Genomic DNA, 22315 nt, shown 5'->3' with positions numbered 1-22315 from the left:
TGAGGCCGCGGCCGTCGGCGCTCCCTTTACGTGGCCGCTGACGCCCTGGCCGCGGCCCTGCAGGAGCTCGCCCGGCCCGCAGTCGGGCGACCGGGGGCAGAGCCCTTGTGGGCGATGCGGGTACCTCCGCCCCTTGCTTTCCATATTGGCATAGGACAATATTTGGCATAGGACGTATCTCGACGAGTTTAGGCAGAGGTGATCACGTGGACATCAAGGGGACCACCGCGGCTGAGATCGCGGGGAGCGTGCGCGACCAGGTCGCTTCGGGTGTTCTGGAGCCGCAGACGAGTCTGCCCCCGGTGCGCGTGCTCGCAGCTGAGCTGGGGGTCAACCGGAACACGGTCGCCCTCGCATACCGGCGGCTCGTCGAGGCGGGAGTGGCCGAGACGCGGGGCCGCGGTGGCACGGTGGTCGCGGCGGTACCGCAGCTCGCGCGCGAAGGCACCGGCACCTGTGACGACTGCATCGACCTGGCCGGCGGCAACCCCGACCCGAGCCTGTTGCCCGACATCCTGGCCGCCGCCCGGCGCGGAGACTACAGCCAGCCGCTGTACGGTGTGCCGGCCATCGACGCAGGGCTGGACGCCTGGGCCCGTGCCGACTTCGCCGAGGACATAGATCATTCGTTCCGCACGCTGGTGACCTCTGGAGCCGTGGATGCCACCGAGCGGATCCTGAATGCTCACCTCACCCGTGGGGATCTGGTGGCGATAGAGGACCCCTGCTTCCTGGCGAGCATCGGCACCCTGCGCCTGAACGGCTACCGCTCGGCACCAGTGGGGGTGGACGGAGCCGGCATGCGCCCCGACGCTCTGCGGGCCGCCCTGAAGGCCGGTGCCCGCGCGGTCATCTGCACACCCCGCGCCCACAACCCGACCGGCGCGAGTCTCACCGAGGAACGGGCAGCCGGCCTGCGGGCAATCCTGTCGGAGCATCCCCAGGTCCTCGTGATCGAGGACGACCACTTCTCAGCGGTCTCCGCCCGGCCGTACCACCGGATCACACCACCGGGCAGCGCACGCTGGGCACTGGTGCGGTCCGTGTCCAAGTTCCTCGGACCGGATCTGCGTCTCGCGCTCGTCGCCGCCGACGCCGAGACCACCGCGCGCCTGGAGGCGCGGTTGAGTGCCGGCACCACCTGGGTCAGCCGCCTGCTGCAACACGCCGCCCGTCAACTGCTGCTCGATCCGAGCGTCCACGAACTCCATGAACGGGCCCGTGAGGTCTACGCCCGGCGCAGCGGCCTGCTCGTCGAGCGGCTGCACGCCCATGGCATCGAGGTCCCGCACCGGCCGGACGGGCTGAACGTCTGGGTCGAACTCGACGTCGACGGCAGGGCCGCGGTCAGGGCTCTGGCACATCGGGGCTGGGCGGTTCGCCCGGGTCACCTCTTCGCACCGGACCCGGCCGCCCACCGGGGCGCCATCCGGGTCACCACCGCCACCCTCACCGAGTCGCAGGCCGGGGCGTTCGCCGCCGAACTCGCCGCGGTCGTCGCGGAACTGCGCGCGACGACCGACTGACCAACACCCTTCCCACCCGCCACGAGGAGTCATCGTGTTCCACGGCCTGAGCGCCTTCCCCCTCACCCCCACCAGCGAGCAGCGCATCGACACCGCGGCGTACACCGCGCTCGTCACCCGTCTCGCCGCCACGGGGGTGGACTCGATCGGCGCGCTCGGGTCCACCGGCAGCTACGCCTACCTCACCCGAGAGCAGCGCGCACACGCAGCGCAGATCGCGGTCGAGGCTGCCGACGGGGTACCCGTCATCGTCGGCATCGGCGCGCTGCGCACCTCGCACGTGCTTCAGCTGGCCGAGGACGCGCAGAAGGCCGGCGCCTCCGCGCTGCTGCTCGCCCCGATGACGTATCAGCCGCTGACCGAGGAGGAGGTGTTCGGGCTCTACGAGGACGTCACGCGTGAACTTTCCGTACCGTTGTGCGTGTACGACAACCCCGCCACCACGCACGTTCACTTCACGGACGAACTGCACGGCCGCGTCGCGCAGTTGCCGAACGTCGCCTCGATCAAGATCCCCAGCGTGCCCGACGACCCGTCCGCGGCCGAGCTCCGCGTCGACACGCTGCGCGCGCTGATACCCGACACCGTCTCCATCGGGATAAGCGGCGACTGGATGGCCGCCCGCGGCCTGACCGCCGGGTGCGACGCTTGGTACTCGGTCATCGGCGGCACCTTCCCGCAGACCGCCCTCGCCCTCACCCGCGCCGCACAGGCCGGACACGCAGACACGGCCACGGAACTGTCCGAAGACCTCGAACCGCTGTGGGCCCTCTTCCGGCAGCACGGCAGCCTGCGCGTCATGTCCGCCGCCGCCTCCCACCTCGGCCTGACGAGGGAACCGAACCTGCCGCGCCCCTTGCGCTCACTGGACGAGACCGCACGCCGCGAGGTCGCCGCCGCACTGGACGCTCTCCAGCTCACCTTCTGAACACGAACACCATGAGCCAACAGCACACAGCAGCCACGCCGAGAGAAGCGAAAGTCCCACCCCCGCCCGGAAAGGGCAGGGGCGGTCTGGCGCGCTACGTCATCGCCGCGGCCCTCGCCCGTACCGCCGACGGCGGCGCCGTGGTCGCCGTCGTTCTGCTCGTCACCGCCTCCGGTGGCTCCGGAACGCTCGCCGGGGTACTCGGTGCGTGCGTCACCGCCCCGCACCTGCTCGGTCCCTTCGTCGCCCGGTCGCTGGACCTCGCCCAAGACGGCCGGAAGGTCATCGCGGCGGCCTGCCTGCTGTATGCCACCGCGCTGACCGCAGGAGTACTGACCTACGGTCGGGTCCCCGCCGTGCTGACCGGGCTTCTGCTCGCCACAGCGGGTACGTGCGGGCCGTTGCTGACCGGGGGCATCAGCAGCAGACTGCCCGCCATCGTCGGACCTCGACTGCGCACGCAGCGGCGGGCCCAGGGGTGGGACGTGGCCACCTACGGCATCGGCGGCACCGTCGGCCCCTCCCTGGTGGCCGCCCTGTCCGGGTGGATCTCACCCACCGCGGCGGCTCACGCCCTCGCGGCGGTGGCGGCCACGGCGGCAGGCGGCGTCCTGCTTCTGCCGTTCACCGCGCCGTCCCACGGTGGCGACAGGACAACGGTCCTCCAGCCGGGAGCAACCCTCGCGCTGATAGCCCGCACCGGCCGCCTCCGGCGCACCGCATACCTGACGATGATCGTCGCCCTGAGCGTCGCCGCACTGCCCGTCACCGCAGTCCACATGACGAACGTCCTCGGCGTCGAGCCGGCCACCGCGGCCGCACTCACCGCGGCCTACGGTCTCGGCAATCTCACCGGGGCCATAGCCGTCATGTTCCTCCCCTTCACCGGTCATCCGGACCGGCTGATGCGCCGCCTCGCCCTGGGCGTCGCCGCCGGCCTCCTCACCGTCGCCGCGAGCCCCACCTTCACGACGACCATCGCGGCCTACGCGCTCACCGGAATCCTCAACTCCTGCTTCTTCGCCTCCACCCTCGCCGCCCGCACGGAGTACGCACCGCGCAGCGCGCGTAGCCAGGTCTTCATCTGGGTCGCGGCACTGAAGATCACGTCCGGATCCGCCGGAACGGCGTTGGCCGGCTCCCTGACAGGCGTGAACGTCAGACTGCCGCTCCTCGTCGGCCTCCTGGCCGTCTCTGCCGCAGTCGCCGTCGCGACAGTTGAGGCGCGCTTCACCAGAGCCGACGAGCATGCGTCGTGGACGCCGTCGTCCTTGAGACGGCAGTCCCGGCTCTCCTAGTGCTCTGGCCGGGAAGGTTCGCCGGGTTGGTGGTCGCGACGGTTGGATGTGCGGTGACGTCCGATCCGATCGCTGGAGGCGCGGTGGCTGAGCCTGTCCGTGTACGCAGACTGACCGACCAGGAGGGGCAGAAGCTGCAGCAGATCGTGCGCCGGGGCAGCACGAGTTCGGTGCGCTACCGGCGCGCGATGATGCTGCTCGCCTCGGCGGGCGGGAACCGGGCGCCGGTGATCGCCCAGTTGGTCCAGGCCGACGAGGACACCGTGCGCGATGTGATCCACCGCTTCAACGAGATCGGCCTGATCTGCCTGGACCCTCAGTGGGCGGGAGGCCGTCCCCGCCTACTCAGCCGTGACGACGAGGACTTCGTCATCCGGACGGCCACCACTCGCCCCAGCAAGCTCCGCCAGCCCTTCACCCGCTGTCGATCCGCAAACTCGCCGCCTACCTGCGGAAAGCGCACGGACGTGTCATCCACACCGGCCGTGAAACCTTACGGTGCCTGCTCCGGCGCCGCGGCATCACCTTCCAGCGCACCAAGACCTGGAAGGAGTCACCCGACCCTGATCGCGACGCCAAGCTCGACCGGATCGAGCAGGTGCTGGACCGCTTCCCGGGCCGGGTCTTCGCCTTCGACGAGTTCGGGCCCCTGGGGATCCGGCCCACCGCAGGCTCCTGCTGGGCGAAGCAGGCCAAGCCCAACCGGCTGCCGGCGTCCTACCGCCGCACCCACGGCGTCACCTACTTCCACGGCTGCTACTCCGTGGGCGACGACCGCCTGTGGGGCGTCAACCGCCGCCGCAAGGGCACCGCCAACACCCTGGCCGCGCTCAGGTCGATCCGTGCCGCCCGACCCGACGGCGCCCCGATCTACATCATCCTGGACAACCTCTCCTCCCACACCGGCGCGGACATCCGCCGCTGGGCGAAGAAGATCAAGGTCGAGCTGTGCTTCACCCCGACCTACGCTTCCTGGGCCACCCGGATCGAGGCCCACTTCGGCCCGCTGCGGCAGTTCACCCTGGCCAACTCCCATCACCGCAGCCACCCCGCGCAAACCCAGGCACTGCACCGCTACCTGCGCTGGCGCAACACCAACGCCCGCCACCCCGACGTACTCGCCGCCCAACGCAAGGAACGCGCCCGCATCCGCAGCGAAAAGGGCATCCGCTGGGGCGGACGCCCCTTCAGCACCGCAGTCTGACTAACCGCGAACCGCAGCTCCCGAACGCCGAAGGGGCAAGTTCAGGAGAAGGAAAGCGACAGAAGGACGGCTCAGGAGGCGGACGGCTCGATCTCCCCCGCAAAGACGATGACCTGGTCGATGAGGCTCCGCCGCAGATGGACAACGTCCGTTCCCGCCAGGCGGGGGCCTCCATCCGGCGTCGTGAAGACCCACTGGTACCGGGCCCACTCGTCAGGCATGTCCACCGCCGAACAGCGCACCATCGTGCCGGTCCCCGCCGGGTGGCGCCGGATGTCCAGCACGAACCGCTCGACCGCCTCGATCCCCTCGCTGCGGCCCAACGGCCCCCAGAAGACCACGTCCGAGGTCAGGGCCTGGGAGAGCAGGGCAGTCACATAGCTGTCGTCCGAGGCGTTGAACGCGGAGATGAACGTGTCGATCGCGGAGCGTGCGGTCTCTTCCTGCATGCCCCAGTAATACCAGCCGTTTCGCGTGCGCTCGTCCCACGAGCCGCCTTCCGATCACGGTGAACCATCCCGGTCACAGCACTAGCCAGCTGACAAGCGGGTTTACCCGCCGCTCGAGGTCGGTATGACAGTCGCTGCAGTTGCTCGGGCCTACCCCAGGCACACCCCCGCCGCCGTTTTCCCACAGGAGACGGAGCGAACGCGGAAGGCAGCATGCCGGGTGCAGCGCCACCTGCGGCACGGGGCGGCAAGGGGCATCGGGTATCCGAGACAGCGATCGGCCCGACGACTGCTATCCGGCCGGCTGCAGTGCCCAGTAGTGCGGTTCGATGGGGGCCTGCCGCACCACGATCCGACCGGTCACGCCGGGATCGTCCACGATCTTTCCGTACGAGGGGGAGAAGTCGCCAGGCGTGTGCTCGATGTCGGCCCACACCACGCTGCCGGGCCCGGCCGAGCCGTAGGAGACGGTCCACTCGGCGGACCTGTCACCGCAGCTGGCGACCGACACGCTGTGCTGCGACGTCACCTTCAGGCAGGTGCGCGGGTCCGAGCCCGACGGGGAGACCTCCATCACTCCGTCGAGGCGGCGCAGCACCTGCCAGTTTGCCGAGGTGGACGTGGTTTCCGCGCAGTCGCCCAGCGACACCACGCCGATGCTCGCATGTGTCTTGGGCCAGACCAGACACTTGCCGTCCGTGAGAGCCGCGAACCGGTAGACCCCGTCGACGAGCGGGGCGGCTTGGGCGGGTTGCGTGAGTACCGCAGTGGCCGCGAGCGCGGCGACCGTGGCGGCGATGACGCGTGAACGCATGAGGTGAGACTCCTCGAACAGCCGTGGTCGATCCGATCACACGGCACAGACGCAGTGGAGAACAGATGTCGCCGGAGACGGCGGCGGCACCGATCTTGGGACACCCGTTCGTCCGGCAGCGGCTTGTGGCGGCCGCTGTCACACGTCCGGCCGAACCTTGTCATCCGATGGCGTGGCGTCACGGCCAAGTACAGGTAAGCAGCTGTTGTCGTTCTGACCTTGCGGAGTGTGCGTCGACGGGAGTCTCGGTCGAGTGATCGCGGCGGCCGCGCGCATGGGAACTGGGCCTCTCGGTCGCTCGGGGTTGCGAAGCCGACCGAGATCCAGTCGGCGGCTACTGGACCCGCACAGACGACCCTGAAATCGACCTCGTCGGCACCGACCGATCTCTCATCGCCAAGAAGATCACCTTCGTCGGATCCATCAAGTGGCTGGAGAGCAAGCCCTTCGACAACTACGACCTCGCCCGCCTCGTCACCCACCGCTCCCAACTGCCGGGCACCGACGACTCCACACCTTTGCTCGCCGTCGCCCGCAGCGGAAGCAGCGCCAACGGCATCCTCAGCCTCGCCCCTGACGACCTCATCACTGCTTGGGCGTGACACGCCAAGAGCCGTTTCCCCGCAGTGACCGCGTTCGTGCCCCATCCGTGCCCTTCGGAGCGGACAACAGCGGTCAAGCCCGGTGCCCAGAGATCGCACCGACATTGCCCGCCTCGGCCAAACATGGAGGTCAGATCCACCAGAGCCGTTCAAGAACCGCTGGTTCCCAAGCTCAGAGTGCGAGTTCGATTCTCGTCACCCGCTCCACATGAAAGCCCCCCGGGCCGACGGCCAGGGGCTTCTTCGTTTGGGTCACCTTGCATGCGTCCGGTCGGCTTCGGCGGCCTCTCCCTGGATAGTCGACGTATGGCATCACAGCCCAGCCTTTCCGATCTCCGCCGCACCAGGTTCGCCCGGCGCCTACCCGCAGCACCCTCCGAGCTCGCCGGCCCCGAGCACGGCGCAGTGAGCCTGCCGCTTCACCTGGCATGGTCGGGACTGACCACGTTCGACCTCGACCAGCCCCGGCTGCGGATGAGCTACTACCGCATCGTGCTGTCCGAGGGCCAGCACGACGATCTTTCCCGGTATTTTCAATCGCGGCCTCTGGGCCTGAGAACCGCTCACTGAGCAGGTGGTCCACCTTCGATCCGCAGCGTCGACGGCTGCCGCCACTCCGAGGACCGTCACCGGTGACCAGGGCGGCGCGCCTTCCAAAGCGACGACCAGGCCGCGGGGCTCGGCATAACGCTTTCTGCCCGCGAGATGCATCACTGGGCAATCCTCCGGACAGCGCGACTTTTCTGTTACGAGACCCCGAGTCCGGAGGCCTCCATTTGCGTGGGATTCCCTCCCGCCGCTCACCATGACGTGCCGGCGTGGCAGGTTCCCCGATTTCCCCCTTGACGTATCTCCGGAAGAAAGCCCCTCCACATGACGCGACACGCCCGCACGATCACAGCACCCGGGGTGACCCGCGACCCCCGAGGAGAATCATGAAGGGCCTGCACCGGCTCAGCCGGCGTCGCCGAACAGTGGCGGTAGGCCTGTCGGCCGCAGCGGTGGTGGCCGGTGTCATGACGCTCCTCCCCAGCTCCGCCGGAGCCGCGAGCCTGGGTACGCAGGCGTCCCCCTCGGGCAGGTACTTCGGCACCGCTGTGGCCGCCGGCAGGCTCGGCGACTCGGCGTACACCGCGATCGCCGACCGGGAGTTCAACATGGTCACCCCGGAGAACGAGATGAAGTGGGACGCCGTGCAGCCGTCCCGCGGCACCTTCAACTTCGGCCCCGCCGACCGGATCGTCAACCGTGCGAAGGCGAACGGCCAGCGTGTGCGCGGCCACACCGCGGTCTGGCACTCGCAGCTCCCTGCCTGGGTCGGCTCGATCGGTGACGCGAACACCCTGCGCAGCGTGATGAACACCCACATCACCACCACGATGAGCCGCTACAAGGGCAGGATCTACGCCTGGGACGTGGTCAACGAGGCGTTCCAGGACGGTCCCAGCGGGCAGCTCCGCACCTCGGTGTTCCAGAAGGTGCTCGGCGACGGTTACATCGAGGAAGCGTTCCGCACCGCCCGCGCGGCCGACCCCTCGGCCAAGCTCTGCTACAACGACTACAACATCGAGAACTGGTCGGACGCCAAGACCCAGGGCGTCTACAAACTGGTCAAGGACTTCAAGTCCCGCGGCGTGCCCGTCGACTGCGTCGGGCTGCAGAGCCACTTCGGGGCGGGGGGCCCGCCGGCGAGCTTCACAACCACCCTGGCGGGCTTCGCCGCCCTGGGCGTCGACGTCCAGGTCACCGAGCTGGACATCGCCCAGGCATCGCCCACCCACTACGCCGACGCGGTCAAAGCCTGCCTGTCCGTGGCGCGGTGCACCGGCATCACGGTGTGGGGCGTCCGTGACAGCGACTCCTGGCGGAGCGGCGAGAACCCCCTGCTGTTCGACCGGAACGGCAAGCCCAAGCCCGCGTACACCGCCGTCATGAACGCCCTCGGATCCGGCCCGGGTACCACCCCGAGCAAGCCCGCCGACGGTACGGGTACGGGGGAGATCAAAGGCGTGGCCTCCGGCCGCTGTATCGACATCCCCGCCTCCTCCACCACCACCAACGGCATCCAGGCGCAGCTGTGGGACTGTAGCGGCCAGACCAACCAGCGCTGGACCCACACCGCCGGCAAGCAGCTGAAGACCCACGGCGGCAAGTGCCTGGACGCGAAGCGCAAGGGCACCACCAACGGCACCGCAGTGGTCGTCTGGGACTGCAACGGCGGCGCCAACCAGCAGTGGAACATGAACGCCAACGGCTCGATCACCGGTGTCCAGTCCGGGCTGTGCCTCGACGCCATCGGCGCGGCCACCGCCAACGGCACCAGAATCCAGCTGCACGCCTGTGGGGGCGTCGGCAACCAGAAGTGGACCGCCCTGTCCGGATCGGGCGGCGGCACGTGCGCGCTTCCGTCGACGTACAAGTGGAATTCGACCGGTGCCCTGGCGCAGCCCGGGAACGGGTGGGCCTCGCTGAAGGACTTCACCACCGTGGTGCACAACGGCAAGCACCTGGTCTACGGGTCGAACTTCAACGGGTCGACGTACGGCTCGATGACGTTCAGCCCCTTCACCGACTGGTCGGAGATGGCGTCCGCCGGGCAGCGGGCGATGAGCCAGCCCGCGGTCGCGCCCACGCTGTTCTACTTCGCGCCGAAGAAGATCTGGGTCCTCGCGTACCAGTGGGGGTCGTGGCCCTTCATCTACCGCACGTCGAGCGACCCCGCCGACCCCAACGGCTGGTCTGCGCCGCGGCCGTTGTTCACCGGCAGCATCACCGGGTCTCCCACCGGTCCGATCGACCAGACCCTGATCGCCGACGACCAGAACATGTACCTGTTCTTCGCCGGTGACAACGGCAAGATCTACCGGGCGAGCATGCCGATCGGGAACTTCCCCGGCAGCTTCGGCTCGTCGTACACGACGGTCATGAGCGATACGGAGGCCAAGCTCTTCGAGGCCCCCCAGGTCTACAAGGTGAAGGGCCAGAAGCAGTACCTCATGATCGTTGAGGCGAAGGGGGCGCAGGGGCGCTACTTCCGCTCGTTCACGGCCTCCAGCCTGAACGGTTCGTGGACCCCGCAGGCCGACAGCGAAAGCAACCCCTTCGCGGGCAAGGCCAACAGCGGTGCCACCTGGACCAACGACGTCAGCCACGGTGACCTGGTCCGCGACAACCCCGACCAGACCATGACCATCGACCCCTGCAACCTGCAGTTCCTCTACCAGGGCAAGTCCCCCACCGCGGGCGGTCCCTACGACCAACTGCCGTACCGGCCGGGTGTCCTCACCCTCCAGCGCTGACCGGCCCGATCCACCGTGGAACACCAAGGAGAACACCTCCCGATGAAGAGCCCCATGAAAGGCGGGCGCCGCGGGCGTCACCGCCGTCGCTGGAGCGCCACTGCCCTGCTGGCCGCCATCCCCCTGGGTGTCGTGCCGTACGTCCTGTTCACCCAGGAGGACTCGCAGGCCGCGACGGTCGACAGCGACGCCTACTACCGGCTGGTCTCCGTGCGCAGTGGCAAGGTGCTGGACGTCAGCAGCTTCTCCACCGCTGACGGCATACGCATCCAGCAGTACACCGACCAGAACACCGCCAACCAGCAGTGGAAGCTGCGGCCCGCGGGGGACGGCTACTACGAGCTGGTGAACCGCAACAGCGGCAAGGTGCTGGGCATCGCGGGTGACTCGACCAAGCAGGCGGCCGCGGCCGAGCAGCAGACCGACACCTCCTCCACCTCGCAGGAGTGGCGGATCAGCAAGGTGAGCGGGTCCGACGCCGTCACCTTCACCTCCCGCAGGAGCGGCCTGGTGCTGGACGTCCACGGAGCTTCCAAGGCGCAGGGCGCGGCAGTCATCCAGTACCCCGACCGGGGCACCGCCAACCAGCAGTGGAAGCTGGTGAAGACGGCCGAGGCCCAGTCGCCCGGGACCGGCAACGGCCAGACCAAGCCCGCCGCAGGACCGTACGTGTGGAACAACGCCCAGGTGGTGGGCGGCGGTTACGTGACCGGCCTGGTGTTCAACCCGAAGGAGAAGGGCCTGCTGTACGCGCGTACCGACATGGGCGGCGCGTACCGCTGGGACACCGGGGCCGAGCAGTGGATCCCGCTGACCGACTGGGTCGGCGAGCAGGACTGGAACCTGCTGGGCATCGACTCGGTGGCGACCGACCCCGTCGACCCCGGTCGGCTCTACCTCTCGGCGGGTACCTACACCAACGACTGGGCGGGCAACGGCGCGATCCTGCGCTCCAGCGACCGGGGCCGGACCTTCCAGCGCACCGATCTGCCCTTCAAGGTGGGCGCCAACGAGGACGGCCGCGGGGCGGGTGAACGGCTGGCGATCGACCCCGCGAACCCCGACACCCTCCTGCTGGGCTCCCGCAAGAACGGCCTGTGGCGCAGCACCGACCGCGGTGCGACCTGGAGTCAGGTCTCCTCGTTTCCCGTCAAGGACGGGGCGAGCAGTGGCGCGGGCATCTCCTTCGTGACGTACGGCCCGGCAGCAAGCAGGACGGTCTACGTCGGAGTCTCCGACAAGTCCTCCTCCCTGTACCGCTCCACCGACGGCGGCAGCACCTGGCAGGCCGTCCCCGGGCAGCCCAAGGGCCAGTTGCCGCAGAACGGCGTGCTCTCCGGTGACGGTTCGCTGTACCTGACGTACACCGACGCCCTCGGCCCCAACGGCGTGACAGCGGGTTCGGTGTGGAAGCACACGCCGGCCGGCGGCGGGTGGAAGGACGTCTCCCCGTCCCAGGGCAACTACGGGTTCTCCGGCGTGGCCGTCGACCCGCGGAAGCCGTCCACGGTGATGGTCACCACCCTCGGCCGCTGGTGGCCCGAGGACGAGTTCTACCGGAGCACCGACGGCGGTGCGACCTGGACGGCGCAGGGCGCGAAGTCGAAGCGTGATGCCGCCGCCGCTCCGTACGTCGGCGAGGGCGTCGGGCACTGGATGACCGCCCTGGCCATCGACCCGTTCGACTCCGGGCATGCGATGTACGGCACCGGCAGTGGGATCTGGCGCAGCAAGAACGCCGACGCCGCCGACAGCGGCGGCACCAGCCACTGGCATGTGGGGACCCGAGGGCTGGAGGAGACCGCGCTCCTTGACGCGATCGCCCCGCCCGGCGGCGCCAGTGTCGTCACCGCCATGGGTGACCTGGGCGGCTTCCGCCACGACTCCCTGACCGAGGTGCCCGCCGGGCGGTTGAAGAACCCGATGATGACCAACAGCACCGCCATCGACTTCGCCCAGTCCAAGCCCACGCTGATGGTCCGCGTAGGCCGCGGCGGTGCCCAGGACGGCGCCTTCTCGACCGACGGCGGCAGCAGCTGGACCGGCTTCACGTCGGAGCCGGCGGCCGGCGCCGACAGCGGTCATGTCGCGCTCGCGGCGGACGGCTCCACCATCGTCTGGACCCAGAACGGGCAGGCCCCCTACCGCTCGACCGACCGGGGGGCGAGCTGGTCGAAGGTCAGCGGCCTGGGCACCGGCGCCGTGGTCGTCGCCGACCGCTCGTCGGCCAACACCTTCTACTCGCTGAACGGCGGCACGCTGTACGCCAGCACCGACGGCGGCGCGACCTTCGCCGCCCGCGCCACCCACCTGCCCTCCGGGCGACTCACGGCCGTCCCCGGTGTCGCCGGGGACCTGTGGATCTCCGGTGGGGGCAAGGGGCTGCTGCACTCCACCGACGGCGGTCGCACCTTCACCACCCTCACCACGGTGAAGTCCGCCTCCGCCCTCGGCTTCGGCAAGGCAGCGCCGGGCGCCTCCTACCAGGCCCTGTACCTGCTCGGCACGGTCAAGGACGTCACCGGAGTCTTCCGCTCCACCGACAAGGGCGCGACCTGGCTCCGCATCAACGACGACGCCCACCAGTGGGGCGCCATCGGCAGCCAGGGTGTCATCACCGGCGACCCCGACACGTACGGGCGCGTCTATGTCGGCACCAACGGACGCGGCCTCCAGTACGGCGATCCGTCCTGACCCCGATGCCCGCGCGGGGCCGCAGGCACGACGGCCTGCGGCCCCGCCTGGGCTGAGGGAGGGCCGCCTGTCCGCCCCGACGGGACGCCATGCCACGACGTGCGTGCAGGGGCGGTGAACCTCGGGCCGCAAGGGGCCCTGGGAAGCATCCAGGACGAGGTCATCCGCGCACGTTCCTCCAGGTCAGGCGCCATGCGCGGGCTCAGGTGCCGGGTGCTCCCCAAGCTCGGAGCGCGAGTTCGATGCCCGTCACCCGCTCTTCCACGAACCCCCAGGCCATCGACCTGGGGGTTCGCTGTTGCCGGACCAACGCACCGGTTTCTTGGCGGGACGCGCTCCGAGCCACGTCGGCCCTGGGACGTCCGGCCTGGGTCAGTGCCCCCTCATGCGCAGACACCGAGCGGCCGGGTGCGCTTGGTGGAGGGCACCGAGGAGTCGGCGACCGCGGATTCCTGACGAGGAAACCGGACCCGAAGGGCGAAGCACCTGGTGCCTCTGGTCAGCCCGGAGGGATCTCGCTAGCCTCGCCCAAAGCAGGGGCACCGTGCATGCCCTGCGTGTCGGTGACGACGACGGGGGAGCCATGGACTTCGCAGTGACCACGGAGGGGCCGAAGGCTGGTGATCACCTTCGATCCCTCCACGAGTGGCTGGCCGATGCAGAGGAGTTACGCGGCCGGGTCGACGGCAAGGAGCGGCCTCCGGAGGCCGGCACGCTGGGGCCGGTGCTCGAGGCGTTGGCGGTGGCTCTCGGGCCGGCCGGAGCGGCGACAGCGTTCGCCACCGGCCTTGTCGCCTGGCTGCGGACCCGCCGGGGAGACGTGCGCATCAAGGTGACGGTTCCCGACCGCGGTTCGGTCGAGTTGACCGCGACACGTGTGGCCGGCCTCGACGCGGACGCGTTGCGGCAGCAAGTGGCCGAAGTCATCGAGCTGGTGGATCGGCAGGAGGACCGGACCGAGCATCGGCAGCTGCCGTGACGGACCTCTCGGGTCCGGGCGTACGGGTCCTGTTGATCGCCACTGCCCACCACGAGGGTCCGCTGCTGTCATCGGTCCCCTCGGTCGCCGCCTCCTTCCAGGATTTGAGAAGAATCCTGATCCAGCGATGTGAGGTACGGGACGAGAACCTGAGGTCGCTGCTCGACCCGGCCGACGCGCAGACCATGGCACGGGCCGTCGCCGAGGAGGCCCAGCGGGCGGACAGCGTTCTGCTCGTGTGGTTCATCGGGCACGGTCTACTCGGCCCCGAGGGGGAGCTGTACCTGGCGGCCGGCGGCACCGACCGGCTGACCCCGGGCATGGCAGAGCACCAGGCCCTCTCGTTCTCCTCACTGCGGCAGGCGCTCGGCGCCAGCCGGGCCTCGTCCGTCGTCGTCGTGCTCGACTGCTGTTTCTCGGGGCGCGCATCGCTCGGCACAGGACCGTCCGGCCACCCCTTCGCGATGGCACCCGTACACGGGATGTACCTGATGGCGTCCGCAGAACATCTGGCCCTCGCACCGCCGGACTTGAAGCACACCGCGTTCACCGGAGCGGTGATCGAGCTGCTGACCGAGGGGGAGCCTCGTGGACTGCCGCAGCTGACCCTGGACGCGGTGTTCGACGGGGTGTTCCGGCTGATGAGCGACCGGCAGCGGCCGCTCCCCCGGCGCCAGGCGGGCGACCGTTCGGGACAGCTCGTCATCGCGCCCAACCCGGTGGCAGTCGCGCGGCACGACGAGCCGCCCGACGATACGGAACCGGCGCAGAGCCCCTGCCCGTATCCGGGACTGGCCGCCTTCACGGTGGACGACGCCGACGTGTTCTTCGGGCGCGACCGAATGACCGAGCGGCTGCTCGACAGGCTGGAGGCGGTCGCCGGGACCGACGAGCCCGGCCCACTGGTCCTGGTCGGGCCGTCCGGCTCGGGGAAGTCCTCGTTGCTCAACGCCGGTCTCGCGGCCGGACTGCGCGAGCGAGGGCTGCTGGGGTCCGCCTCGTGGCTGACGCTGCGGCTCACCCCCGGCGACAGCCCGCTGCGGCGGCTGGCCACACGGCTCGGCGCGTGGCCCGAGACCGTCGACCTCCTGCGCGAGGATCCGGGCCGGGCCGCCGAACTCGGCGAACGACTGACAGCTGACCGGCCGGAGCAGCGGGTGATCGTGCTGGTCGACCAGCTGGAGGAGGTCTTCACGCTCTGCACCGCGGCGGAGCGCACCGCGTTCCTGCGCGCGCTGACCGCGCTCACCCGGCCGTCGGGCGAAGGGCGGCCGGGCACCCTGGTGGTGCTCGCCCTCCGGGCCGACTTCTACGAACAGGCCGCCGCGCATCCGGAACTGCTCACCGCGCTACGTGACACCCAGCTCCTCGTCGAGCCGATGACCACCGGCGAGCTCCGCGCCGCCGTCGAGGGACCGGCGGCGGCCGCCGGTCTCACGCTCGACGGCGGGCTCGCCGACGTGATCCTGCACGAGTTCGGCGCGACCGGTGGCGGGCAGCCCGCGGCCGGGGCGCTGCCCCTGCTCTCCCACGTGCTGTGGGCGACCTGGACGCGCCGCACCGGATCGCGGCTCACCGTCGCCCAGTACCGTGCCTCCGGCGGCATCGAAGAGGCCATCAAGACCACCGCGGAGGAGACATACGGCAACCTTGACGCGGCGGGCCGCGAGGCAGCCCGGCTCCTGCTGCCCCGGCTCGTCCGCGTCGGCGAGGGACCTGCCGACAGCACCGGTCCCGTGGACCGTGCGGACCTGCTGCAGGGGCTGCCCGACACCGTCCAGCCCGTGGACCGGTACGAGCTGCTGTACGGCCTGCCCGGCATCGGTGCCGCCCAGGAGGTCATCGACCGGTTCGCCCGGGCACGGCTGCTCACCCTCGACCACGTCACCGTCCGGATCAGCCACGAAGCGCTGCTGCGCACCTGGCCGCGGCTACGCGAATGGGTCGACACGGACCGCGAGTGGCTGCGCACCCGACAGCGGCTCGCCGCCGACGCCGTCGCCTGGGAGCGGGCCGGCCGCGATTCCTCGCTGCTGTACCGGGGAAACCGGCTGGCCGCCGTACGGGAACGCGCCGCGTCCGCACCGGCGAGCGGGGTCGAACCGGACTCCGTGCTCGCCGACTTCCTCAACGTCTCCTGGCAGCGGGAACGCCGGAGCATCCGCCGGCTCCGGGCGACGGTGGTGATCCTCGTGGTGCTGGTCCTGCTCGCCGGGACCGGCCTGTTCGCTTCGTACACGTTCCAGCGCCGGGCCCAGCAGGCCTCCGACCGCGACCTCGCCCGGTACCTCTCCGCCGAGGCCGAGAGCCTGCGCTCCAGACAGCCCGGCCTGGCCAAACAGCTCAGCCTGCTCTCGTACCGGATCGACCACGAAGCGGGGCGTGGCGCCCTCCTCGACAGCAGCACCACCCCGGGCGTGATCAACGCGGAAGAGCCCGCCTACGACCTCGCCTCCAACAGCGACGGCCGCATACTCGCGATATCCGTCGGCGACGCGATCGAGTTGCGCTTCCCGGGCGGCTCCGCTCGGGTCGGGACGGGAGTCATCGGCCCGGTCAGCATGAGCCGGGACGGCCGTACTCTCGCCGCGGTCGGCTACGACGACCACCGGTCGAAGACCGCATGGGTGCGTCTGTGGGACCTCTCGGATCCCCGGCGCCCGAGGCAGACCGCCGCACCCCGGCTGAACCACGGCGTCCACGCCCTCGCTCTCAGCCCGGACGGCCGGACCATGTACGGCGGCCAGACGACCGGTGAGATCAGGGTCTGGGACATCGCCGACCGGACCGCGCCCAGGACTCTGCCCACGCTCCAGGCGCATTCCACCCGGGTGGACTCCCTGGCGGTGTCCAACCGGCGGGATCTCCTCGCCAGCATGAGCGTGGACGGCCGGATCCAGCTCTGGAAGACGAGCGACCCCAAGCGCCCCGAACGCGTCACCGTCCTCCAGGGCGAGAAGTACGACCGCACCGGCATGGCCGGCCCCCGGCCGCTGCACCGGGTCGCCTTCGACCCCACCGGACGGATCCTCGCGGCACCGGCCACGAAGAAGACCCGCACCGATCTGGCACTGTGGCGGCTGGACGCGCCGGCCAAGCCCCAGCGCATGGGGCAGGAGAGCGGCACGGCGGTCGACACGTCCGTCTCCTGCGGTGCGCCCATGACGTCCGTGGCGTTCAGCCCGATCCGCGAGCACGTCGTCGGGAGCTGCTCGGGCACCTGGCACACGTGGATCTACGCGAGGACCCTCGTTCCCGGTGCCATCCTGTCCGGGGCGACGGGCGGCCGCACCGACATGAACGAGGCGGGAACGGTCCTGTTCGATCCTGGAACGCCCCGTAGGCTGCTGCAGACCACTCAACGGGGAGTGCACGTCTCGTACCTCAACAACTCCGCCCGGCCGGGCGCCCTGTCGTTCCTGCCCTCGAGACCCGGGACCGGGGCCCGGTTCGACCTCCGGAAGGTCGGCGACACGACGCTGATCGCCCTCCAGGGAGTGGGCGTGAACTACCTGTGGGACGTGACGGAGCTGCCGGAATCGGCCGTGCTCCGAGGCACGACCCGCTCCCCCGACATGCTCACGGGCGCGGACATCGCCCTCAGCCCCGACGGACGCCTCCTCGCCGACGTGGAGCTGTTCGAGGGGAAGGAAACCGACAAGAAGGGCAAGAAGCAGCAGTACGTCGGTGTACGGCTGCGTGACACCGCGCTGCCACCGAGCAGCGAGCCGCTTTCCCCACCGCCCCCATCTTGGCCGTGTCCGACATGAACGGCTGGCGGGACCGGAACGTCAAGGCGCCGGCCGTCAAGATCTACGACATCGCGAACCCCAGGCACCCACGGCAGATCGCCCGCATTGAGGCGACGACCAGGTCACTGGTCTTCTCCCCGGACGGTGAGACGCTCCTCCTCACCGACTCCCCACTCCCCGACCCCGACGCTCCGCAGCCCCACGCCGACGGCGAGCTGGAAGGTTGGGACCTCACCGACCCGACACGCCCCGCGCAGCGATGGAGCCGCCCCACACCGGGTGCCGGCCGCTGGCAGAACGTCGCGTTCCGGCCGGACGGCAAAATGCTCGCGACGTACGACGACGTGGGCACGCTCAGGCTGTGGCGCTTCGAGGGGAACCGGCTCACCGACGAGCTCTACCACCGGCGTATGAGCAGCTACATCAGCCCGATCGCCTTCAGCCCCGACGGAACCCACCTCGCTCTTCTGGGGCAGAACCCGTTGGACGAGTTCGACAGGCGCCCCGAGATCTGGGACGTGACCGATCCGAAGGCCCCAGAGCGGCAGTACTACCTGCCTCCGTCCAACTCGAACGCCGTCTACGCGCTCCGGTTCAGCCCCGACGGCGAGTTCCTGGCCCTCGTCAGGGCGTCGGCCGGCATCGAACTGTGGTCCACCCACCCGGAACGGGACATCGACAGCCTCTGTGCGTCGGCCGGCGACCCCATCACCCGCCAGCAGTGGAAGCAGTACCTACCTGACCGCCCCTACCAACCGCCTTGCCAGTAGCCTCGACCCCACGCACACCCCCATCCCACAGCCGTCCTCCGTCCCGCCGGCGACCGCCACCCGGGCCGGTGTGCCCCAGGCTGCAGCTTGCGGTTCATGGACCAGCCGTACCGGACGCCGGGTACCCCCCAGCACATCGGGACTTTCACCGAGCGTGCCCCATCCGTGCCCTTCGCCGCGGAGAACCGCGGTCAACAGGGGTAACCTCCGTGACCGCCGGCATCGCCCCATCAGAGGCTGTTTTCGCAGCTCGGACGCCGAATTACCTGGCTGGGCAGCGGTGATTCCCAAGCTCAGAGCGCGAGTTCGATGCTCGTCACCCGCTCCACCAGAAAGCCCCAAGCCAACGGCTCGGGGCTTCTTTGTTGCCGATGACGCGAATCACGCCTGCACTGCCACCCTGGGGGTGAGCAGGTCAAGTGCTTCCTCCCATTAACCGTACGCAGTTTCCGCAGACCCCCGCCCAGCTCGTCACCACCGGCCGCCGTCGGCACCTGAGGTTCGCCCGCCACTGGCCCTGGACCAGGGTGATCACCGACGCCCTCGCGCGACTCGAAGCCCTCCCGAACCCCGGCTGACCAGCCTGTTCCCGTCCCTGCGAGCAGCACCACCCGACCGGAGCCGTAGAACCCGACGCCCACCCGACGCGACAGCCAGGCCATCGGCCTGGCCACCAGCACCCCGAAAAGCCGAAACGGCCCGCCGATGAAACCGACGGACCGTCACGAAAGACCGAGGCTGGTCGAGTCGGCCCTGCTGGCTGTAAGCGCGGGCCGTCTCGACCCAGAGAGCAGCCCGTCGCTCGGAGAGGGGGAATGTGCCGTCGCATGAGGGGCGCAGCCTCCGGGGCAAGCCCGGCGTCACCGAAGGCCACCGCGGCGCTCACTCCGTGCAGACCGGCTTTCGTCGGGCGGAAGTTGGCCCAGAGGTCTGACCAATCGAGCGTGACGAAACGCGAGACCTCTCACTCCTTCGCGACCGCAGGCCACACCAGGCCATGCGGCACGTACCGCCAGGCGCACCCCTGCCCATATGCGTACACCACCGGGTCGAAGACAAGCACGGCGCAAGAACCGCAGCGGCTGGTCCACTCGGCGCGGATGCAGCGGCTCGACCACCTGCCACTGAGTGACCGTAGACGGATCCTCAGGTGCAGGCCCGCAGAGACAGACGCACATCGTGCTCCTGCAAGGCAGGCGCACCAGTGCGGGATCCACGTTTCCAAGCTCGAAGCGCGCTTACGGTGCCCCACCATCGCCCCTCCGACGAAGGCCCAGGTCGGCGTCCAGGGCGCCCGTGTCCTCCTCCGTACGCCCTACAGCCGGTTCTCCCCGAGCAACGTGCGGCATCCGAGGCGCTGGGTCAAGTCCGGCCCGGAAGGAGCGCGCCGCTCAGGTCCGGCAGCAGCGAAGCCAGACCTCTATCCGTGATGACGTCAGCCACCAACGACGTGCTCGGAAAAACCGGCCCGAAGATCGAACATTAAATCGATGTTGAATAATAATTTCACATTAAATCGCCCGTATCTTGTTCCCCCAGCCACGGACTCATCGACTCGCTTGACCCATCGCACCGGAAAGAGCGACTATCTGCCTTGCGAAACCCCTAAGGAAGGGCACAATGACCTCGCCACAAAGCAGTGCGAACGAAGAAACCGCCGAACCCCTGTACAGCATGGCCAGATTCGTGGAAACCGTCTGCTCGTGTCCGGGATTCTCAATGAGTCGGCACGGCGACGAGTGGGAAATCCGAGCGGAAAGCTCAAAGAAGCCCTTCTTCGTGCCCGAGGCGGTGACCGGCACTCAGTATCTAGAATTCACGCGCAAGCTCTACAAAATGAATTGGCGCCCCACGCCCCGCCTCTGGTCCGGCGCCCCCTCCTTGTCGTTCGAGGACGTCTCTCCGATGGATGCGTGCGAGCTGCTGCTCCGAATCCCGTGGTACCAACGCACCATGGAGGAACGCAAGGTCGAGGAATGGGCGGGCGCCATGCGCCGCAAAGAGTGGAGAACCACACATCAGGGGCTGGCGAGCGACCAGCAGGGGATGCTGTACGACGGACAGCACAGGCTGGCCGCTCAGGTGATTGTGGGCATCACGCTGCGCTACAGCGTGGCGCGTGGCATCGAGGGCGACACTTTCAATGTGGTCGACCGTGGGAAGATGCGCAGCAGCTCGTACACGTTCGCAGCCGCCGGCGAGAAGGACGCCTTCAATCTGTCCGCCGCTCTGCGCCTGCTCTGGATGTGGGAGAACCATCCGCTCGAGAAGTGGAAGAACCGGTATCCGGTGTCGGATGACCAGCTCAAGGCGGTACTGGACCGTCACCCGGGAATCCGACACTCGGTGAAGCGGGGAAAGCCGATCCCGCGGGCGTCGGCACGTGCGACCACTCTCGTTCACTATCTGGCGACTCAGGCGTGCGGATCTCCCGAGGTCCCGGACCAGTGGTACGCGCAGCTGGGCACCGGGGAGAATTTCCAGCGACGCGACCCGGGACTGGTACTGCGCAACTACTTCCTGGGCGGAGAAATGACCGAAAAGGGAAATCGGTCGCCGGTGAGAGGTATGCAATCGGCTATCCAGGTCATGCACCTTTTCGCGACGGCATGGAACAACACATGCACCGGCCAGCAGCGCGTTATCGCAAAAGCCTTTGGCAACTACGGTGTACCGACACTCAAGAGACCGGGCCCGAACCACCTCTTTCGTTTCCCTATGAAAGGTTCGGGAGAAGCAGACATGCTGTCCTAGACGGACGCACGTAAGGTACTTCACGCAGAAGCCCCGGGCCGTTGGCCCGGGGCTTCTGCTGTTGCCCGGCCTGTCTCCGGACCCCGTAGTGACGACACACGAGCACCGCGACTGGGCTTCCCACTGGGTTGATAGCCGTGCCGGCCATCAGCATTCCTCGGCGCTCGGCTCGACGCGAAGCAGTGGCAGCCTTTTTTGCGTGTACAGCCCGTGGTGGCGCCATGTGCCGCCGGTCGGGGGGTTTCCGTGTACGCGGCCAGCCCTTTGCGGGGCTTCTTCGGCGGGCGACACGCGCGGGCGCCAAGGCCCCGGAAGCCCACGCTGCCGGTGTTCGCTCGGTCCTGCACGAGCGGGCGTTTCGCGCCGGTTATGCAGCTCAGCGTCTCCTGGTCGAAGCAGACCTGAGTGACCCTGGGCCGGACGCCGGCGTCCGACAGCATCCGGTTCGCGTCCCGGCGCCGGCTCGACGTGGCCATGTGATCGGACTCCTCGGCACTGGGCTTGATCCTCTTTGACGGACATTTGAGATCAGGGGTTCAGCCCCGGGAGGGTGTCCACCATGGAGAGGATGGGCAAGAAGAAGCCTCGCCCTCACCGTTCGCCACGTCGGAGTTCAAGGTCGAGATGAGCTGTGCCGGCGCGGTAACCGCTCGGTCGGTCAGATCGCCAAGAACTTCGATATGACCGAGACCGCGGTGCGGGACTGGGTCAAGCAGGCCGAGGTCGACGCGGGCGAGTGTGATGGGCTCGGGTCGGTGAGGACCTGGACGTTCATGCTGTGCTTCTTGTGTTTGCCGGAGTGTGCGCCGTGAGGCGCTTGTTGTTCGAGTGGAGGTGAAAGACCACCACCATCGCCCTGTCGCAGCAGGGCGGTTGAAGCTGGGGGCAGCCTGAACCGGGAGGTGCCGGGGAGGGCGGGAAGCAGCCCCGACAAAGCCGGGACGCGCCAGTACTGCCAGATGGTGCGGGTCCGGCAAGCGAGACGGAGAGCAGTACGCGAGGAACCGGCGTCTACGCCTCCTCAAAAGTTCATCTCATTTGGCGAGCCTGCGGTAGCAGATGAGGGTGCAGGCGATGCTGGTGAAGGCGAGGAAGTGGTCGGCCTTGCGTTCGTAGCGTCGGTGGAGTCGTCGGATCCGGCGAGCCAGGCCGTTGGGTCGGCCGCGCGGCGAGGTGTCTGCTGAGGCAGGTCCTTTTCCGCGCGGCCTCCCGCCGAACCGGACGTGATGGTTTCCCGATCATCCGG

12 protein-coding genes and 4 pseudogenes are annotated in these 22315 nt (G+C 69.1%); 12 read left to right on the top strand and 4 right to left on the bottom strand.

The annotated features are described in order from the left end of the window. The first annotated feature begins 206 nt into the window (after positions 1-206). The 4 genes and pseudogenes from AC0682_RS28400 (at position 207) to AC0682_RS28385 (ending at position 4956) form a co-directional block, all read left to right on the top strand. A complete protein-coding gene (locus AC0682_RS28400; RefSeq protein ID WP_478535984.1) occupies positions 207-1526 on the top strand; it encodes an aminotransferase class I/II-fold pyridoxal phosphate-dependent enzyme in 1320 nt (439 codons plus the stop codon). A 34-nt stretch (positions 1527-1560) separates the two neighbouring features. Next, a complete protein-coding gene (locus AC0682_RS28395; RefSeq protein WP_478535983.1) occupies positions 1561-2454 on the top strand; it encodes a dihydrodipicolinate synthase family protein in 894 nt (297 codons plus the stop codon). 11 nt (positions 2455-2465) lie between these two features. After that, the gene (locus AC0682_RS28390) at positions 2466-3752 is read left to right on the top strand and encodes an MFS transporter (RefSeq protein ID WP_478535982.1); all 1287 of its coding nucleotides are present in this window, start codon (positions 2466-2468) and stop codon (positions 3750-3752) included. Between the two features lie 83 nt (positions 3753-3835). After that, positions 3836-4956, top strand: a pseudogene (locus AC0682_RS28385) (IS630 family transposase). 71 nt (positions 4957-5027) lie between these two features. Here the strand turns inward: AC0682_RS28385 and AC0682_RS28380 are convergent. Together AC0682_RS28380 and AC0682_RS28375 are read right to left on the bottom strand one after the other, a co-directional pair. Then, positions 5028-5405, bottom strand: coding sequence for a nuclear transport factor 2 family protein (locus AC0682_RS28380; RefSeq protein ID WP_024757633.1), 378 nt, complete (start codon positions 5403-5405; stop codon positions 5028-5030). A 292-nt stretch (positions 5406-5697) separates the two neighbouring features. After that, positions 5698-6219 carry a hypothetical protein gene (locus AC0682_RS28375; RefSeq protein ID WP_478535981.1) on the bottom strand — a complete coding sequence of 174 codons (522 nt, stop codon included), beginning with the start codon at positions 6217-6219 and terminating at the stop codon, positions 5698-5700. A gap of 908 nt (positions 6220-7127) precedes the next feature. Between AC0682_RS28375 and AC0682_RS28370 the strand changes: the two are divergent. The 7 genes and pseudogenes from AC0682_RS28370 to AC0682_RS28340 all read left to right on the top strand — a co-directional run. Next, positions 7128-7352 (top strand): annotated as a pseudogene (locus AC0682_RS28370) (transcriptional regulator); the annotation flags it as partial. 404 nt (positions 7353-7756) lie between these two features. After that, positions 7757-10120, top strand: coding sequence for a non-reducing end alpha-L-arabinofuranosidase family hydrolase (locus AC0682_RS28365; RefSeq protein ID WP_478535979.1), 2364 nt, complete (start codon positions 7757-7759; stop codon positions 10118-10120). A 42-nt stretch (positions 10121-10162) separates the two neighbouring features. Then, a complete protein-coding gene (locus AC0682_RS28360; RefSeq protein ID WP_478535978.1) occupies positions 10163-12814 on the top strand; it encodes an RICIN domain-containing protein in 2652 nt (883 codons plus the stop codon). Positions 12815-13397: 583 nt separating this feature from the next. Further along, positions 13398-13793: an effector-associated constant component EACC1 gene (locus AC0682_RS28355; RefSeq protein ID WP_478535977.1), complete on the top strand. Its 396-nt coding sequence runs from the start codon at positions 13398-13400 to the stop codon at positions 13791-13793. Then, positions 13790-17563 (top strand): caspase, EACC1-associated type, encoded by a 3774-nt coding sequence (locus AC0682_RS28350; protein WP_478535975.1) that lies wholly within the window; start codon positions 13790-13792, stop codon positions 17561-17563. The genes AC0682_RS28355 and AC0682_RS28350 overlap by 4 nt, the downstream gene beginning before the upstream one ends. Further along, entirely contained in the window at positions 17551-18315 is a 765-nt protein-coding gene (locus AC0682_RS28345) for a WD40 repeat domain-containing protein (RefSeq protein ID WP_478535974.1), read from the top strand. Before AC0682_RS28350 ends, AC0682_RS28345 begins: the two co-directional genes overlap by 13 nt. A 419-nt stretch (positions 18316-18734) precedes the next feature. Further along, the gene (locus tag AC0682_RS28340; RefSeq protein WP_478536013.1) at positions 18735-18893 is read left to right on the top strand and encodes a hypothetical protein; all 159 of its coding nucleotides are present in this window, start codon (positions 18735-18737) and stop codon (positions 18891-18893) included. Positions 18894-19059: 166 nt separating this feature from the next. On the opposite strand, the pseudogene AC0682_RS28335 reads toward AC0682_RS28340, so the two are convergent. Then, a pseudogene (locus tag AC0682_RS28335) lies at positions 19060-19279 on the bottom strand (hypothetical protein); the annotation flags it as partial. A 656-nt stretch (positions 19280-19935) separates the two neighbouring features. Here AC0682_RS28335 and AC0682_RS28330 point away from each other — a divergent pair. After that, on the top strand, positions 19936-21069 hold the full coding sequence (locus tag AC0682_RS28330; protein ID WP_478535973.1) for a hypothetical protein: 1134 nt from the start codon (positions 19936-19938) through the stop codon (positions 21067-21069). A gap of 1034 nt (positions 21070-22103) precedes the next feature. Here AC0682_RS28330 and AC0682_RS28325 read toward each other — a convergent pair. Then, a pseudogene (locus AC0682_RS28325) lies at positions 22104-22202 on the bottom strand (IS5/IS1182 family transposase); the annotation flags it as partial. Positions 22203-22315 lie beyond the last annotated feature (113 nt).

The organism is Streptomyces sp. NPDC043746 (assembly GCF_056436485.1).
This window is presented reverse-complemented; position numbering and strand designations above follow the sequence as displayed.

What these genes read in the sequence shown, in the direction of transcription:
- AC0682_RS28390 (WP_478535982.1), top strand. Translation starts at nt 2,466, where the DNA reads ATGAGCCAACAGCACACAGCAGCCACGCCGAGAGAAGCGAAAGTCCCA.
- AC0682_RS28380 (WP_024757633.1), bottom strand. Translation starts at nt 5,405, where the DNA reads ATGCAGGAAGAGACCGCACGCTCCGCGATCGACACGTTCATCTCCGCG.
- AC0682_RS28375 (WP_478535981.1), bottom strand. Translation starts at nt 6,219, where the DNA reads ATGCGTTCACGCGTCATCGCCGCCACGGTCGCCGCGCTCGCGGCCACT.
- AC0682_RS28365 (WP_478535979.1), top strand. Translation starts at nt 7,757, where the DNA reads ATGAAGGGCCTGCACCGGCTCAGCCGGCGTCGCCGAACAGTGGCGGTA.
- AC0682_RS28360 (WP_478535978.1), top strand. Translation starts at nt 10,163, where the DNA reads ATGAAGAGCCCCATGAAAGGCGGGCGCCGCGGGCGTCACCGCCGTCGC.
- AC0682_RS28355 (WP_478535977.1), top strand. Translation starts at nt 13,398, where the DNA reads ATGGACTTCGCAGTGACCACGGAGGGGCCGAAGGCTGGTGATCACCTT.
- AC0682_RS28330 (WP_478535973.1), top strand. Translation starts at nt 19,936, where the DNA reads ATGACCTCGCCACAAAGCAGTGCGAACGAAGAAACCGCCGAACCCCTG.